The sequence below is a fragment of the Chryseobacterium sp. GTID13 genome (assembly GCF_056172655.1).
Genome location: NZ_JAOCMB010000005.1, coordinates 1,219,422 through 1,237,494, shown reverse-complemented (window position 1 = coordinate 1,237,494; position 18,073 = coordinate 1,219,422). Strand labels below are relative to the sequence as shown.

The window sequence follows — 18,073 nt, the reverse complement described above, 5'->3', positions numbered from 1 at the left end:
AAGCGTTTTCGAAAATATAATCCACGTATACAAAAACTAAAAATACAACATGGAAAATCTAACCCAAGTTGGAAATTATAAAAATTAAAAAATCTGAAATAAGAGATCTATCAGTTATCGGAAGTTAATGAAATTAGAGCTATGTTTTCGCAAATAAAGCATTCTTAAGGAAAAATTTATTGCTGCTTGATTGTCAAGTTTAACTTTAATTTAATGTTTTTAATATATCTGACAATCAGTGTTTTTGTATTTTTATTTAGATTTTAGTTTAAGTATGTTTTTTTGAAACTAAGCATCCATTTTCGACGGCCGGAGGCCTCCGAAAATGGATGCTATAAAAATCTTTCACTTTAAAATACCAAGCCATCCATAAAAATCTCTGATTTTTAGAAAACTAAAGTGTACTTCTAAACAGGGAAAGATTAAGCTTAAAAAACTAAAGTGTCAAAATTTTTTGCAATTAAAAAACAGCTATTAAATTAACCTCTCGGTATCTTCAGCCTCGTTTGGCTTCGGAGCTGTTCCCTTGAATTTCTGTTTACCGGTCAGCAGTTCAAAAAACAGTCTGAAGTCTGAGATTAATGACCAGAAAGGATACTTAAAAGTTGCAGGTTTGTTTCTTTCGATGACAGCATGGCTGAACCATGCAAAACCATATCCGAAGATGGGAATGTACCATAGAAAACGCTCTTTTCCTGAACTGATGACGTACCAGATGACCACAAATACCAAAAGGGTTCCAATGAAGTGAAAGATTCTTGTTCCTGTTTTACTGTGCTCGGTAAGATAGAACTGATAGAATTCTTTGTATGTTTTAATTCTTTCTGACATGGCAATATTAGTTAATAGTTCTTTTGGAAGATATGCAATAATTCTGCCGATTTTAAGGAGAGCAGAAAAGCAGAAAAGGACTAAAAGCAAAAAGGCAAATTCGTTGGTCTGCGAATTTGCCTTTTATTATAAATTATTGCTAATTAGCGGTTTCACTATTTAGCCTTTTTGTCTTTCAGTCTTTTTATCCTTTAGGTTCCCAGCTGCTTCTCAGCTTACTGTTTCTATAGCCGTAGCAGAAATAAATTATGAGCCCTAAAGCGAACCAAAGTCCGAACCAGAACCAGTTCTCATGGCTCATCCCTGTAAGAAGGTATAAACATGAGCTTAGCCCGATTAAAGGAATCAGAGAGAAATTCTTGATAAAGGTAAAGATACACAGTACCAGATTAATCAGGATAAAAACAAAAATAGAAGCTCTGAATTCACCCTCTTTAGGATCTTTCCAGTCCATCAGGTTAGTGAAAAATTCCGGCTGCCAGAAATAGAAGCCGATCAGTCCGCCAATAAAAATAACCGGGAAAATGATTTTACCGTTAACATACGGAAGGTGGAACCTGCCTTTGATCTTCTCTTTGCAGGAAGCATTAAAACTCCGGCGCAAACCAGTACGAAAGCGAAGATCGTTCCGATACTTGTAAAATCCAGAATGAACGTTTTATCTGTGAAAAGGATAGGAACCCCCACTGCAATACCTGTAATAATGGTAGCAAACGAAGGTGTTTTATACTTAGGATGTACTGTTTTGAATTTTTCAGGCATTAATCCGTCACGGCTCATGGCATACCAGATTCTTGGCTGTCCCATCTGAAATACCAGCAATACGGTAGTAATGGCAACAATAGCAACAAAAGAAACGACAAGTTCCATCCAGGCTACATTGGCATTCGATTTTTCGAATATAAATGAAAGCGGGTCTCCGATGCCGTCAAACTTCCTGTAATCCACCATTCCGGTTAAAACAAGGGTTAAAGCAATATATATTACCGTACAAAGCACCAGGGAAATGATCATTCCTTTCGGAAGTGTTTTCTGAGGATCTTTGGTTTCTTCGGAAAGAACACTTAATGCATCAAAGCCTATATAAGCAAAGAAAACCCCTGAAACGGCACTCATCACTCCTGCAAAACCGTTGGGCATAAATGAAGCTACCTGGGTTTCCGGGTTTACCGGTGTCCAGTTATCCGTATTGATATAAGCGAAACCTACAAGGATTACTAAAACAATAACCGCCAGTTTTAAGATTACCAAAGAGTTATTGAAGTTTTTACTTTCTTTTACCCCTACATAACAAAGCCATGTAATTAAACCGTTGATTACCAATGCAGGAACGTCAACGATAAATTTTAAACTGCCAATTAATGGTGCTGTTTTCCAAGCATTTAAAAGTTCCTTATTTTCGGAGCCTAATTGAAAAGCTTTTTTGGCTTCTGTATAGCTGCACGTAAGATAGTCGGGGATATGCATGCCCAGACGTCCTAAGAAGCTGGTAAAGTAATCGGACCAGGAAAAAGCCACGTAAATATTCCCGAAAGAATATTCCATGATCAGCGCCCATCCAATCACCCAGGCAATCAGTTCCCCGAAACTGGCATAAGCATAAGTATACGCAGAACCTGCCGTAGGAATTCTGCTGGCAAATTCAGCATAGCATAATGCTGTAAAACCGCAGGCAAAACCACAAATTAAATATAATAGAATAACTCCGGGGCCACCCCTGAAAACCGCTTCACCTAAGCTGCTGAAACTTCCTGCTCCAATAATGGCCGCAATACCAAAAAAAACGATATCCCAAACACCTAAAACCCTTAGAAGACTGGTAGATGTATCTGTTTCTGAATAGTTTTTCCTTCTGAAAAGTTGATTCATTCAATATTTATTTGAGTTTGAAAAAAAGCAAATGTAATGATTTTTTATTTTGATGTTATCCGTCGTCTTAATATTTAGTTAAAAATGCGGAAGTTTATAAGTTAAATGCCTTTATTCTTGATAAATAGGTATTTCCACATAACTGTCATTGTACCATTTTATTTCCAGAGGTTCCCCGGAATCTTTTATGGTTTCGTCACTTACATCTTTGCCGGTTCCGTAATTGATCTGCCAGGCAGGGGATTTATTTACACCGACCAGCAAAACCAGTTTGCTTCCTTTTTCTATCTTTTTACTGGTGAATATTGAATTTTTTACAGGAATTTGCTCGATTTTTCCGGGTTCAAGGAGATGGCGTACAGCATTGTCTTTTGCATAGCTTGCTCTTACAATATGAGTGGATAACAAAAATGTTTTTCCATCAGGTTGTACCTGGTACAGATACATATCAGTATCGAAATCTTTTTTATTAATTGATACATTGAAAAATCCGCCTGGATTTCCGCTGATAATAAGATCCTTGTCCAATACTTCACTTTCAAAGTAAATGGAGTTTGTGACTTTTACACTGTCTGTTTTGCTTACTTTATGATAAGTGTCTTTCTGGTCCCGGTTTTTGAAATCAACCTTTTGCGTGATGAAGTTTTTGTTTTTTGGCTGAGTAAAAACTGATGTCCCATTTTTACGTTCCTGAAGATAAAACTTAATTGTTGAAGTATGCATATTTTCCAAAGCAGGAACGTGTTTCCATGTATTGGTATTCATTACCTGGAAATTGATCCTGTCTTTTAATAATTCAGGTTTTTTGCCATTTTTCAGGATATAATCGAACCATGAAAAGGCAAGATCATCAATGCTTATCCTTGCCGCAGGATCTATCGGCCTGCCTCCTACATAGGTGAATCCGTAGCTTTGGGCCCCGCCATGATCATAAGGACCTATCACCAGATAATGATTGGCATTTTTATTATATTGATGATGGGCTTTAAAATAGGATAGTGCCCCGATCTGATCGTCATCATAATATCCTGTAGTTGTCAGGATAGGAATATTGATATTGGCAAAATCCTCTTTGTAAGGAACCATTTTCTGCCAGTATTCATCATATGCGGGATGATCCAGCCATCTTTGAAATATCTTGCTGGGCTTTCCGCTTATGGTATCCAGGGCTCTGAATGACTTTCCGCTTTTGTACCATTCGGTATTAATGGAATCCCATTTTTTGGAATTGTTAAAATCTGCTTCATCCGTAAGCTTATTGTTTGTTACATAGTTGATCCACTGCAGCATATAGCTCATGAATATATTGTTTTGGGCAGGGTAATCGATCCCGATTCCTACGGCCACCTGTGGAACAATTGTTTTTAGGGCAGGATGCAGTTTCTTTACCGCTGCCCACTGGCTGAAACCTAAGTAGCTGCCGCCGATCATTCCCACTTTGCCGTTGCTCCATGGTTGTTTGCTTACCCAGTCAATAACTTCATAAATGTCCTGGGATTCATGCTCAAAAGGGTTGTTTTCATCATTGCTGTTCCTTTTGCCACGGGTATTCACAACAGCGCCAACATAATTGTAAATAGCGGCTCTTTTCCCGAAATAAGCATCGAATTCTCCGGCATAGATATTATTGGTAAGAATAACAGGGAGGGGAGAGGTGTTTTCCTTTTTCCTCACAATGGTTATTGTCAGGGTGTTTCCGTTTTTTGTTTTTAAATCTTTTGTTTCAGTTATAAATTTTTCCTGGTCTTTTGCTTCCGCCAGCTGCATAATCTGAGGCTTAAGGCCGGAGTAAGTCTTATAACTTATATAATTTCTGCACAAGGCCAGAGCCGATGCGTAATCTATACTGTCTTTATCTTTCTGTTGGTCCAGGCTTTCTTTTAAAAGTTTCCTTGCGGCACCAACATCTCCGTTAACGGCCATAGTTACCTTAGTGATCAGTTGATCGGAAAGGCTTTCATACTTCTTATTGAATGCTTTCTGAAGCGCCGTCTGAAAGGATATATGTTCTTTTTCTTCAACCACTTTTGCCAGACTGTAAAATTCATAGGCGATGAATCTGTTTCCTGCCATATTGTGATCGGCAAATTCATTCCGGTAGTCTGATAGGGTGATGATCGATTTTTTGTAATCTTTGGCGACCATCTGCAGCCTGAAAAGCTGATCAGAATAAGCCATTTTATTCGCTTTTTTAAGCGTTAGCAAGGTCGGTTGTGTTATCAGTTTTGAAGCAAGCAGAGGCATCTGTTTTTCCAGAACGGCAGAGTCGGTGACTGCTGTTTTGGGAAAGTAAAACTTCTGAGCCTGCATCAGATTAGCAAAAATTAATGCTAAAAGTATTCTAATTTTCATGTAATGGTATGTTTTTAGCTGCTGTAGAATGAGGATTTAATCAAAATATTTTTTTGATGATTCTATATTGATCCCTATTCAAGTTTTATGATACTAAAGTAATCATTTTTTATCATTGAATAGTGAAATGTGTTCAATTGGTATTTTGAGGTATTAAAACCTTTTAAAACTTGCTTAAACAATAAGTTTTTAATATTTTCGTTAACTTATATAGACTAATCTTTTTATTCAGAAAAAGAATGAATTCAAAAAAATCCTTCTCTCAGCTGCAGTGCTCTATTTCGGAATCTCCGAAGCGCAACAGTCACAGTACTTTACACAGAAAGAAAATTACAGGTTCAATCTCGCCGAAAATCTTTATCAGACTAAAATATACAATGCTTCCCAGTTCGAATATGCCAGACAGTACTTCTATAACCAGAATCTGTCCAAATCGAGAAAAGAAGCGGCGCAGTTTTTTGATAATGTGATCGGGGTAATTCTCCAGAAAAATCATGCGGAAGAAGGGTTAACGGCCTTCATGAAAGAATATCCGAATTCAGCCTATTTTGCCCAGGCTAATCTTCCTTTGGCAGATTACTATCTGGCTAAAAAAGATTTCGAGAAAGCTTTGGAAACATTGAAAAAAGTAAATCAGTACCAGCTTTCCAAAGAAGAAAATACACAGTATATTCTGAAGCTGGGCTATGCCAAATTCATGATGGGCGATACCAAAGGTGCTACAGATGCTTTGGAGGAAGCTTATAAAACAGCGGATGAATCTCAGAAAGGAGATATTGCCTATATGCTGGGTCACCTTTACTATTCAAACAGGCAGAGCGATAAGGCTTTCCAGTACTTTGATTCTGTGAAAGACCAGCCGAAATTCTCAAAGCTGGTACGTCCTTATTATGTGCAGATGTACTATAATGATAAGAACTATGATCAGGCCATTACCGAAGGTACAGCACTTCTGAATGAAGATATTTCAGATGCCTATAAAGCGGAAGTTCATAAGATCATCGGGGAAAGTTATTTCATGAAGAATGATTACAATTCAGCGTATCCTCATTTGAAAGATTACCTGAACGTTCAGCAGAATCCTTCTGAAAATGACCTTTATGAAATGGGATTCGTAGCTGCTCAGCTGAAAAAGTACGATGAAGCGGTTTCCTATTATAACCAGCTTATCAACAGCAATTCGGCGCTGGCCCAGAATGCTTATTATCAGCTTGGAAATGCCTATCTGGCGGTAGATAAAAAGCAGGAAGCCCTTTCGGCGTTCCGTTCTTCTTACCAGATGGATTATGATGCCAAAGTTAAAAAACTGGCTCATGAGCAGTATGCAAAACTGAGTTATGATATCGGAAACCCTTTTGAAAGCCCTTCTGCGGTAATTCAGAGCTATATCAACAACAATCCGAATGATGCAAATGGACCGGAAATGAGATCGCTTCTTGTAAAATCTTATTTATATTCCGGAAACTATAAAGAAACCCTTAATGCCATCGACAGGCTTAAAGATTCTACCCCTGAAATCAATAAAGTGGATCAGGAGGTTTCCTATTTACTGGGAACAGAGGAATTCAACAAAGGAAATTATGATGAAGCGGAAACCTACTTCCTGAGAAGCTTAGGATTCAATATCAATAAAGAATTTTATAACAGAGCATTGTATTGGTTAGGTCAGGTATATTACCAGAAAGGGAATTATCCGTCTGCCATCGCACGTTATGAAAAACTGCTTAATGAAAACTTTCCTGAAAAACAGCAGTTGCCTTACGATCTGGGCTATGCTTATTTCAAATCTAAAAATTCGATCAGGCGCAGACTTATTTTAAGCAATACCTGAGCAATCCTAAACCGGAATTCAAAAATGACGCAGAACTTCGTCTGGCAGATATCCATTATGCCAACAATGATCTGAACGAAGCAATCGCGATCTACGATAAAAATGAGGACGCCACAGACTATACCTTATACCAGAAAGCAATGGCTTTAGGATTTAAAGGGGATACACAGGCGAAAATCAACAATTTAAAGAATCTTTTATCCAAATACCCTGATTCCGAATATTATGACGATGCCCAGTATGAAATGGGAACGGCGTATGCAGCTCAGGATGATTTTGCGAACTCTAACGATGCTTTTGCCAAAGTGATCAAGACATCTTCGGATAAAGATCTTGTGGCCAATGCTTCTATTTACAGGGCACAGAATTATATTGACCAGAATCAGGCTGATAAAGCACTGTCGGAGCTTAAATCTTTAGGCGAGCAGTATAAAAATACAGCTTATGCTGAAAAAATCGTTCAGGCGGCCAAACCTATTTTCACAAAGAATGGTGACGTTTCCGGATATGAGAGCTTTGCTAAAAATATAGGAGTGAATGTAGATGCCTCTGAAATTGATGAGATCAACCTTTCAACAGGGAAGCAGTATTTCACCAAGAAAGACTATAAGAATGCCATTTCTTATTACGAAAAATATTTAACGCAGAATCCTACAGGAGAAGGCCTTTATCAGGCTAAATATGAGCTTGGAGAAAGTTACTATCAGACAAATAATTCTACAAAAGCGCTTCTTGTACTGCAGGAAGTGGCAGCTGTACAGAACGATTACCAGGATGATGCCCAGACCCGTCTTGCGCAGATCTTTACAGCACAAGGCAACACGGCAGAAGCTAAAAAATATCTTGAGAATATCAGGAACTCTTCCGATATCAACATTAAGAATTACGCCAATGTGGAGCTGATGAAAATATATGCCAATGAGAAGAACTTCTCCGAAGCTGAGAAATTAGCCAATGCAGTTATTGCCAACTCTAAAAACTCTGCCGCGGTTATAGAAACAGCGAAAGTAATTAAAGCAAGAAGTTTAATGAATTCAGGGAAGGATAAAGATGCACAGTCTGCCTACACTTCTCTCGAAAAATCATCCAACACATCGGTTGCAGCAGAAGCGTTATATGCAAAAGCTTATTACCAGAACAAAGGAAAGGCATTCAAATCCTCGAATGAGACCATCTTTAAACTGGCCAATAATTATGCTTCCGAAGATTACTGGGGAGCAAAAGCGCTGGTGCTGATGGCTAAGAACTATGTTGGACTGAAAGACAACTACCAGGCAAGTTATACCTGCGACCAGATCATCGAGAACTATAAAGATTTCCCGGAAATTGTAGCAGAAGCAAAAGAGGTTAAAAAGCAGATTAAAAAGTAAATGTACTACCGTATTCATGTACAAATGTATTCATGCAGTAATCCATAATACATTTTGCTTAAATACTTAAATACAAAAGAATAATGAACAGAAAAATTCAATTTTTATCCATATTATTTTTAGGGTTTTCGCAGTTTGCGTTTGCCCAGATCAAGGAGGAGAAACTGATTCTTAACAAGAAGCGGGAACCGGAAGTGAAGAAGATCGAGAAAAAGAAAACCTCCGTGGAAACCATCAAGAACTATCCGCCGGAAGAGAAATCCCAGAATCCTGTAAAATATACCATTACGGATGTGCCTGCGGTTTCGGATTTTAAAACTTCCACCATTCAGGGACAGGATGTGACCCCGAAATTTGAAGGAACGGCTCAGAATAATTACCTGCAGTTCGGAATGGGAAACTTCGGAAAAATCCTTGCAGATGCCAACATTTCCAAAACACTTGAAAACAAGCTGGAAGTAGGTGCAGATTTCCATTTCCTTTCCACTTTGGGCCTGAAAAAGGAATATGCTTGGGATTCCAAACAAAGTTCTACAGCAATCGGGGCCTACCTGAATTCATACGGTGAGAAAGGTAAATTTAACCTAAATGCACAGTATGGACTGGATAATAACAGATATTACGGAATTTATGCCTTAGAGCCTGCTGCGGACGTAGATCTGAAGCAAAGGGTGAATCAGTTTAAGGTAAACGGATATTATGATTTTTACTCCAATGAGATCTTAAATGGTGTAAGGGTAAAATCTTCTTTCCTGAAAGATCATTTTGATGCACAGGAAAACCAGGTTTCCATCCTGGCGAACCTTTCGAAGCATGCGGTGGAGATCGGAAAATCAGGAATCAACCTAAATGCAGATCTTGGAGTAGGCATTGAAGCTGTGAAATCGGAGTTTGCCATCAGGGATAAAAATTCGTCCAATTTTTTCAATACTACCTTAGATCCGAAAGTGACTTTCAGAAAAGGGGATTCCTATTTAATGCTGGGATCTACATTTTCTTTCCTGAATGCTAAGAATTCCAATGATGTAATCGGAGGAGAAGTGAAAAATAATAAAACCTATTGGTTCCCACAGGCTGAGTTCCAATTTGCCGCTGCCAAAGAATTCAAATTCTACGGAGGGGTAGACGGCGGTTTAAAGCTTAATACATATGGAGATCTTTTGCAGGCGAATCCATTCATCGTTTCTGACCAGTTTTTAACCCCTACAGAGACTAAATATCATTTTTACGCAGGTTTGAGAGGGGACATTGATGAGACCTTCAAATACGACTTCTCTGCAGGCTATGGAAAGATCAACAATATCATGTTCTTCCAGGCAAATAACCTGTTTGATAATACCTACACTCTGAACCGTTCTGCCTATAATTTTGCCAATACATTCTCAGCGGTATATGATGATGGAAATGTGAGTGATATTAAAGGTAGCGTACAGTATTTTCCTCTTGAAAACCTGACACTGGACGCAGAGCTAAAGTTTACAAAATACGATCTTAAAAATTACAAGGATATTTATAACGTTCCTTTATTTAATGCCAGTATCGGGGCGAAATATACCATGCTGGATAAAAAGCTATTGTTAGGATTCAAAGGGATCTTCGCGAGCGACAGAACGACGAATTCTTTTGCCATTGAAGGAGTTGCCAATCCGGACATGATGTACCAGTCAACGGAAAACAGAAATGATAAAGTAGGAGGGTATGCAGACTTAAACCTTTCTGCAGAATATAAGTTCCATAAGAACTTCAGTGTTTTCGCCATCGGAAATAATCTTCTGAACTCGAATTACCAGACGTACAAAGGTTATAAAGTACTGGGAGCACAGATCCTAGGAGGGGTGAAAATTACTTTCTAAACTTGAAGATATTTCAACAATATAAAAGCCTTACATTATCCGATGTAAGGCTTTTTTTATCAAACTTTTATTGTTAACTATTAAAATCTAATAAGCTTTTAAGAATGTTAAGAAATGCAATCTTCAAAACCAAATGATTGGTCTTCATTTCTTAAATTCTCTTTAGTGGTTTAAAAAAGGATTTCAAGGTTTAAACATTTCTATCCATTATTTGTCTTTAACAGTGGGCAGAACATCATTTAATAAAGTGACCAGCATTTTTCCCGGCTCTTCCCAGGGAATCAGATGGGCGGAATTTTCAAACCAGATCCCCTTTTTGGCTGGGGCTTTTACATTTTGAAGCCATGTATGGGTAGGCTCGGAAGGAGTGGTGTAATCGTGGCGTCCCATGAACATAAACACAGGGATCGGGAAGTTTTTTACGCTTTTAAAATCAACATTTAAAAATTCAGGAAGAAGTTTTCCTAATGTAAAAAGACTTCCTGCACCAAGGGCATCCAAATCCTTTTCCGAATATTCCGAGAAGAGCAGAGGAGCCTGGAAATAATACCTTGAGCTATTTCTGAAAGCAGTAAGGCCACCATAATATTGCGGCCATTTTCTTGCAATAATAATTCTTTCCCTTGTTATCGGCTGATTTCCCGGATATGGTGAAATAGATTTCAATTCTTTGATGGCAGCATCGTTTTTTAAGCGGATAGCTTCTTTTAAGGCATATTCCACGCTCAAACGTTCATTATCCCTGGTATTGATGATCTGTCCGATACCTACATAGGAATAGAACAGATCGGGCCTTTTCAAAGCTGCATTCATAGAGACGATGGTTCCCCAGCTGTGCCCCATCAGGATCACTTTTTTCTTTTTGTATTTTTTTCAATGTATTCTGCCAATTCAATAGCATCTTTTACATATTGGTCGATATGGATGGTGTTCCCTAAATTAACGGTATCATTGATTGCATAGGTTTTTCCTGCTGCTCTCTGATCATAGTTCACTACCGTAAAATATTCCTCAATAGGTCTCTGAAACATCCACATGACCGGACTGACCGGTGAAGCTGGACCGCCGTGGACGAACAGGATTATAGGGTTTTCTTTATTCTGTCCTCTTACATATACCTGCTGTTTTATATTTCCTATAGTGACCGGATAGCTTTCCTGGATACCATTGGGCGAAACTATGGAGTCAAGGTCTCTGATAATTTCTTTAGATTTAGCATATTCATCAGTGGATGGGGTAGTCTGTGCAAAGGAAACAACCGTCCAAAAAAATAAAAAAGCTGATAATATTTTATTTCTCATAATTTCTTGCCTAAAAATTCTACAATATGTTTTCTTATAAGTCCGGAATTTATTTTAAATGTTACGTTTTTTTAATTAATTGAATTTTAACTGTTTGTAACCATCAGTTTCTTCTGCCGGATATTAAGGTGGATGGGCTGTAAATGATTTTTAGAATTAAACTTTTACCGGGCTTTATAAATTGTAAAAAAATCAGTATTTTCGCACTCGGAATCATAGCAATGGTATTGAGATTGCTCATTATTTACTGCTAGGAACACGGCTGCATAGTTTAATGGATAGAACTTCGGATTTCGGCTCCGACAGTGAGGGTTCGAATCCTTCTGCGGTCACAAAGTGAGACGCTCTTGTTTTAAAACAAGAGCGTCTTTTTTTATTTATAATTTGTTGTACTCCAATTATTTTTGAATTTTTTGTGATTTTTATATTCTATTCAGAAAGTAATGATTGAAAATCACCTCGAACTCGTTAAAAAACCTTTTGTTTTACTGTAATTATTTGGTATTTAATTACTTAATTGATTTGTTTGAATGGAAAAATGGTTTTGTACTGGTGAGTCACCCCAAAGATACTCAAACTCAATTATATGATTGATTTTAAATGTTTTTATAACATTATAATAATTGAAATTTTTGTTCAAAATCTATAAAAACTACTTTTTTGATAAAATCTGAAATTTTTTGATTAATATCTTGGGTATTTTCCGAAGAATAATTTTTTCCTTTATTTTCTATGCCATAAATTATTTTAACGGGCTTTGATAGCATTTTTTTAAAATTTTGTATATCTAATAAAACTTTTGTGAGAAAAGTAAATTGATGATTTTTCTTTTCATTATTGCATCTGAAGCTTCGTAAAGAAAATCCTAGCTTATCAAGTGGGGAAATTTGTTCTTTTGCGCTCATATGAAATCCAATGGTTTTAGCTAATTCTTGTAATTGTTTTGTATCATTATTTAAAGCAATTTTACAATTTTCTTTTATAAGTAAATAATCATCATAATCAATATCTCCTTTAGTAAATAATTGTTGAGCATTTAGAGACCTATCAATGAGCTTTTCCATGTCTTTATTTATCATTATATCCTAAAAATAAGATGAAATCGATTGCATAATATTTGGACATTTCTTTTTCTTTGAAGGAGAGTTTAAATCATTTATTGTTTATTATAAAGCTGTTGTGTTCTTGCATTAAAGAAGATTACTACTGCAATCGATTGTAATTCGATAAAAATTATTACCTTAGCCTTATAAGTGTTGTTTTAACACTTATAAATAATGAAGTATAAGTTTAACCAACAATATGATCGGAAAGTAATTGTGAAATATTGCTAGACTCAAACCATATATTTCATTAAGCCGCTGATATGAATTACTAAAGACTAAGCCAGTGAAAAATAAAACTAAACTGTTATCCAAGTGTATATACACGCTCCTTATTTCATTTTTATGTATTCCAAATATTGGAATAGCACAACAGGCAAAAGGACTATCAGTTGATATTATAACAGAGAATAAAAATGATGCTGGTATTTTTCCTATAGTGAGTGATGAAAAAGCTAGTTCTATTCGGTATGATGTGGGAGAGCTGAAACAAGTAATTCGTGCAATTGGAGATTTGCAAAATGATATTGAAAATGTTACTGGAGTAAAACCAGCTGTTGTGACTAATAGCAATATGATTGATTTTGAAATTATTGTTGGGACTCTAGGGGTTAGCAGAACTATAGATCAACTGGTATATTCTAAAAAACTCAAGACAAAAGATTTAAAAGGCAAGTGGGAAAGTTTTGTGATCACTGTCATTGATAATCCTAAAGCCAATCAAAAGCAATTAGTGATTGCAGGCAGTGATAAAAGAGGAACAATTTTCGGAATTTATGAATTATCAAGGCAACTTGGTGTATCGCCCTGGCACTGGTGGAATGATGTTCCTATTAAAAAGCGAAACAATGCCTATGTATTACCGGGTTATTATGCTTCAGGAGAGCCCAAAGTTAAATACAGAGGAATATTTATCAACGACGAAGAACCAGCTTTCGGAACCTGGGCAAGGACAAAATTCGGAGGAATCAACAGCAAAATGTATGCACATTTGTTTGAACTTTTGCTTCGTCTTAGAGCAAATTATCTGTGGCCTGCCATGTGGGGTAAAGCTTTTAATGAAGATGACGAGCTCAATCCAAAAGTCGCTGATGAATACGGAATCGTAATGGGCACCTCACACCATGAACCGATGATGCGTGCACAAAAAGAGTGGGGTAATCATCGTAAAGAATATGGAAACGGAGAATGGAATTACCATACCAACAAAGAAGCACTTTTGAAATTCTGGGAAGATGGATTCCGTCGTAATGTAAATTTTGATAATCTCGTGACCATGGGAATGCGTGGCGACGGAGACGAGCCGATGAGCGATTTGGGAAGTGCAGAAGCCAACTTCAAACAGCTGGAGCAGATAATGCACGATCAGAGAAAAATCATTGAAAAAGTAACTCAAAAACCTTTGAAGAATACACCTCAAATGTGGGCTTTATATAGTGAAGTACTGGAATATTATGACCAGGGAATGAAAGTTCCGGATGATGTCATTATTTTGCTTTGTGATGACAACTGGGGAAATGTAAGAAGACTTCCCGAGTTACATTCAAAAAAACATCCTGGTGGTTATGGAATGTATTACCATGTTGACTTACATGGAGCGCCAAGAGCCTATCAATGGCTGAATATGACGCAGATTCCTCATATGTGGGAACAGTTACGGCTTACTTACAGTTACGGTGTTGATAAGATCTGGATTCTTAATGTCGGAGATTTGAAACCGAACGAATATCCGATGGATTTCTTCCTCAATATGGCCTGGAATCCAACGTCTTTCACACAGGATAACCTCGAAAATTATTCTTTGAAATTCTCGGAAGAACATTTCGGGAAGACACAGGCAAGAGAGGCGGCAGAAATTATTAATCTCTATTGTAAATACAATGCACGAATCACTGCAGAAATGTTAAACGAAAAAACCTATAACCTTCAAAGCGGTGAATTTTTACAGGTAAGAGATGCATATTTAGCTCTGGAAACACGGGCTTTAAGACAATTTATGGAATTAGATGATGTCTATAAAGACACTTATAAACAATTGGTTTTACATCCCGTGCGTGCAATGGCCAATCTCTATGACATGTATTATGCCGTTGCAATGAACCACAAGCTGGCCCGTGAAAAAGATATGAAAGCCAATTATTGGGCAGATTACGCAGATGAGTGTTTTGCCAGGGATGCAGTATATACTCAAGATTATCACTCAAATATTTCTGGGGGAAGTGGAAGCATATGATGGACCAGACGCACATTGGTTATAAATCATGGGATGAACCGCGAGAAGGAAACATCAAACCTACGGTCTACAGAATCACTTCTGAAGAATCCAAAACGGGAGGTTATATTTTTGAAGAGAAAAATGGCGTAGTCGCTATGGAAGCTGAACATTTCTATGAAACAAAAGCAGCAACAAAAACTAAGTGGACAATCATTCCTGATTTGGGAAGAACGCTTTCCGGGATTGCATTAATGCCTTACACCGAAAAAACAGATGGTTCAGCAATAACATATCAATTTAAATTAAAAGCTAACTCTTCAGAGGTAAAAGTCCATTTCTTTTTTGATTCTACATTGCCATTCAAAAAGGGAGGTCAAAGTATTAAAGTGTATTTTGACAGGAACAATTCGAAGACAATCGGTATCAATCAGGATTTGACATGGGAAAATAATTATTCCAAAATGTATCCGGCGGCAGCGGCAAGAATTATAGAAAAAGTAGAAACCTTAACGCTTCCTGCCAATCAGAATGGTAATTACATTTTAACCCTGGAACCTTTAGATCCGGGAATTGTTTTACATAAAGTCGTAATTGATCATGGAGGTTATGAAGAAACCTATTTGAAAATGGATGAAAGTCCTTATAACCGATAAACTATAATTATGAAGATGTTTAAAAGTATTCTGGCATTTTTATTACTCACCGTTACGATCAGTAGCGTAGCCGCTCAAGTTGAAAACCACAAAACTTCGGCAAAGAAAGAATTTCGCTATATCAATCCCATTACCAGAGATTCTGCTATTTCGATGCGTGACCATTTTATTATCAAAGTTGATGATACATGGTATTGCGTAGGAACTTCCAATCCTGTTTGGACCGGCCCCAATCCCGGGGTGCGACTATTGGTTTCAAAAGATCTGGTCAACTGGAAGCAACATTCTTTTTTGATCGATGCTAAAAAGTTACCCAAAGACACTCCTTATAACGGAAGATTCTGGGCACCGGAGATCCATTTTATCCAGGGGAAATTTTGGCTGACTGTTAATAGCGGAAAGGTCACCAATGAAGATCCTAAGGGTATGGGCACTCACAATGTCTGGTTATTTTCTTCGGACAAAGTAACAGGACCTTATAAGCTCGTAAATGGACCACTTACACCGCAGTACAACAATGATGCGACATTGTTTGAAGATGAAGACGGACAGATCTATTTTTATTGCAGCGGTAATGGACTTTTTCAGGCTAAAATTGATTTAAAAACCGGAAAGCTAACAACACCGTTGGTTAAATTTTTGGACAAAAAGCAACCTGGCTGGCCAGACTGGATGCAGGGAGGTATCGAAGGCCCTTTCGTAATAAAAAAGAAGGAACTTATTTTATGTTTTTTTCAACCTGGACCCGTGGTTATGAAGTTGCATTATTAAAATCAAAAAATCCATTAGGACCTTGGGAGCTTGCTTCTCAGGAACCTATTTTCGGAACCCGCAAAAAGGGCTATAGACAACAGATGGCCGCAGAAGGAGGCTATGAAAATCTTGAATTTACGGACACTGAAGATCCTTACCAGGAAACGGGACACAACGCATTATTCATCGGACCTGATGGAAATCTATGGAATTCCTGCCATTATTTTATGTACGATAAGCGACCTTATCCTTACAGTCAAACATTTGAGCCTTGGGAGCTGGGTCCGCAAATGGGAATTGAACCTGTACATTATAAAAATGGAATGTTCTATATCAATGGCCCGACCTGGACCGAGCAGGTAATTAAATATTAGAATAACATAACATTTGCTGATCTGTTTTAGGTCGGCAAATGTTATGATTATAGTTAATTTCCGGATTTATTAATTCATATTTCTGTATTCCTGAGGAGTATTCCCAGTCTTTTTCTTGAACAATTTACTAAAGTACTGAGGATATTCAAAACCTAGTTCGTAAGCTATTTCATTTATACTCTTGCTACTACCCAGCAGAATACTTTTAGCTTCTTCGATCAGGTAATGATGTATTTGGTCCTTGGCATTCATGCCGGTTTCTTTCTTTAACAGATCACTCAAATAATTGGGCGACAGATTTACTTTGCCAGCCAAATAATTTACCGACGGCAATCCTTTTTCCTTGAGGACTTCAGAATTAAAATACTCCTGTAAAGCACGTTCCACTTGCGATACAATGTCCCGATTTGAATTTTTACGAGTTATAAATTGTCGCCCGTAATACCTGGAGCAATAATTGAGTAATACCTCTATATTAGATACAATCAGGTTTTGGCTATGAGTATCAATATTCTCCTCTAATTCACTTTGTATTTTTTGAATGCAGTCGAAAAGATTTTGTTTCTCTTTTTCTGATAAATGAAGAGCTTCGGAAGCCTCATAAGAAAAAAAGAGTAGTCTTTCATTTTAGTATCTAACGTTGTACCCCTTATCAGATCAGGATGAAAAAATAATCCCCAACCCATCATGTCTTCCCGTTTTTCTATTTCACTATCCAATTCAACCACTTGCTTAGGCGCAATGCAAATTAAACTTCCTTCCTGGAAATCATATTGTTGCCTGCCATACTTCATATTGTTAGCACAGTAATTTTTAAACATGATAGAGTAAAAATCGCAGGTTATTCTTGTGCCTGGTTCAATATATTCATCGACTTTGCTGAAGTCTATAATAGCTACTAACGGGTGTTTAACGCCGCCTTGCTGCACAAATCTGCTGATCTCAGATATGCTTTTTATGTTCATTATCGGATTCATGTTTTCTTCCCACTTTTCTAATTGATAAATTACGAAATTTATTTTTAGTTACTGTAATGCTTTTAAAACAAAGCTGTAGTATAGATCCGCCCTTTCCTGTGAAAAATAATCGATGACCAAGCCGGTTAGCGCAAAGTAGGATAAACCAATGCCAATGCCCTGCCACGTTGGGTTTTTGGTTGTCCAGAAAATAATTAATGTCATGGTAAAAAAGAGAGTAGCAACAATTTTTGATACTTTATACCCATATTGAAAATCTTCTATTCGTTTCTTTTCAGCATTTACAAATTCTTTCTTAGACTGCTGATAATTTTGCGGAAATTCTGCCATGCGTTTTTGATTGGAGAAGAGCATACCACTTGCAATGCCTGCATAAATAACACCGCTAACAATAAGAGGCCATAATAAAGCTTTGGATCCTGGAGTGGAGCCTATTTTCCAGAACAAGAGACCAGCGGTGATTGTAAACAATCCAAATGCAAGGATCAACCAGGCTTCAAATATTTCCGCCCTTATCCAATTGATCGTGTTTTGAATAAATTCCATCGTTATGATTGTATTGTTAATTAATATTAATTCCTTTAAGCTCTT

General features: G+C 37.3%; 11 protein-coding genes, 1 tRNA gene and 3 pseudogenes. 6 read left to right on the top strand and 9 right to left on the bottom strand.

Annotated features, from left to right (window positions below; genetic code table 11):
* Positions 1-474: 474 nt before the first annotated feature.
* The 3 genes and pseudogenes from N4G44_RS12040 to N4G44_RS12030 form a co-directional block, all read right to left on the bottom strand.
* Complete coding sequence (locus tag N4G44_RS12040; RefSeq protein ID WP_474927141.1) at positions 475-831, bottom strand: Mpo1-like protein; 357 nt, start codon at positions 829-831, stop codon at positions 475-477.
* Positions 832-1,015: 184 nt separating this feature from the next.
* A pseudogene (locus N4G44_RS12035) lies at positions 1,016-2,700 on the bottom strand (APC family permease).
* 111 nt (positions 2,701-2,811) lie between these two features.
* Positions 2,812-5,052, bottom strand: coding sequence for a CocE/NonD family hydrolase (locus tag N4G44_RS12030; protein WP_474927139.1), 2,241 nt, complete (start codon positions 5,050-5,052; stop codon positions 2,812-2,814).
* A 253-nt stretch (positions 5,053-5,305) separates the two neighbouring features.
* Between N4G44_RS12030 and N4G44_RS12025 the strand changes: the two are divergent.
* Positions 5,306-8,253: pseudogene (locus N4G44_RS12025) on the top strand (tetratricopeptide repeat protein).
* 83 nt (positions 8,254-8,336) lie between these two features.
* Complete coding sequence (locus tag N4G44_RS12020) at positions 8,337-10,106, top strand: TonB-dependent receptor (protein WP_474927136.1); 1,770 nt, start codon at positions 8,337-8,339, stop codon at positions 10,104-10,106.
* A gap of 207 nt (positions 10,107-10,313) precedes the next feature.
* Here the strand turns inward: N4G44_RS12020 and N4G44_RS12015 are convergent, their stop codons facing one another.
* Complete coding sequence (locus N4G44_RS12015) at positions 10,314-10,949, bottom strand: alpha/beta hydrolase family protein (protein ID WP_474927132.1); 636 nt, start codon at positions 10,947-10,949, stop codon at positions 10,314-10,316.
* 5 nt (positions 10,950-10,954) lie between these two features.
* Positions 10,955-11,407 carry an alpha/beta fold hydrolase gene (locus N4G44_RS12010; protein WP_474927129.1) on the bottom strand — a complete coding sequence of 151 codons (453 nt, stop codon included), beginning with the start codon at positions 11,405-11,407 and terminating at the stop codon, positions 10,955-10,957.
* A 260-nt stretch (positions 11,408-11,667) separates the two neighbouring features.
* On the opposite strand from N4G44_RS12010, the gene N4G44_RS12005 reads away from it, so the two are divergent.
* Positions 11,668-11,739 (top strand) — tRNA-Arg (locus N4G44_RS12005).
* 282 nt (positions 11,740-12,021) lie between these two features.
* Here the strand turns inward: N4G44_RS12005 and N4G44_RS12000 are convergent.
* A complete protein-coding gene (locus N4G44_RS12000; protein ID WP_474927127.1) occupies positions 12,022-12,471 on the bottom strand; it encodes a hypothetical protein in 450 nt (149 codons plus the stop codon).
* A gap of 598 nt (positions 12,472-13,069) precedes the next feature.
* Here N4G44_RS12000 and N4G44_RS11995 point away from each other — a divergent pair.
* From N4G44_RS11995 to N4G44_RS11985, 3 genes and pseudogenes are all read left to right on the top strand, one after another.
* Positions 13,070-14,743 carry a glycosyl hydrolase 115 family protein gene (locus N4G44_RS11995; RefSeq protein WP_474925610.1) on the top strand — a complete coding sequence of 558 codons (1,674 nt, stop codon included), beginning with the start codon at positions 13,070-13,072 and terminating at the stop codon, positions 14,741-14,743.
* A complete protein-coding gene (locus tag N4G44_RS11990) occupies positions 14,740-15,378 on the top strand; it encodes a hypothetical protein (protein ID WP_474925612.1) in 639 nt (212 codons plus the stop codon). The genes N4G44_RS11995 and N4G44_RS11990 overlap by 4 nt, the downstream gene beginning before the upstream one ends.
* A 9-nt stretch (positions 15,379-15,387) precedes the next feature.
* Positions 15,388-16,505: pseudogene (locus N4G44_RS11985) on the top strand (glycoside hydrolase family 43 protein).
* Between the two features lie 69 nt (positions 16,506-16,574).
* Here N4G44_RS11985 and N4G44_RS11980 read toward each other — a convergent pair.
* The 3 genes from N4G44_RS11980 to N4G44_RS11970 form a co-directional block, all read right to left on the bottom strand.
* Positions 16,575-16,892, bottom strand: coding sequence for a helix-turn-helix domain-containing protein (locus N4G44_RS11980; RefSeq protein WP_474925615.1), 318 nt, complete (start codon positions 16,890-16,892; stop codon positions 16,575-16,577).
* Between the two features lie 131 nt (positions 16,893-17,023).
* A complete protein-coding gene (locus tag N4G44_RS11975) occupies positions 17,024-17,482 on the bottom strand; it encodes a hypothetical protein (protein ID WP_474925617.1) in 459 nt (152 codons plus the stop codon).
* Between the two features lie 48 nt (positions 17,483-17,530).
* Positions 17,531-18,028 carry a hypothetical protein gene (locus N4G44_RS11970; RefSeq protein ID WP_474925618.1) on the bottom strand — a complete coding sequence of 166 codons (498 nt, stop codon included), beginning with the start codon at positions 18,026-18,028 and terminating at the stop codon, positions 17,531-17,533.
* Positions 18,029-18,073 lie beyond the last annotated feature (45 nt).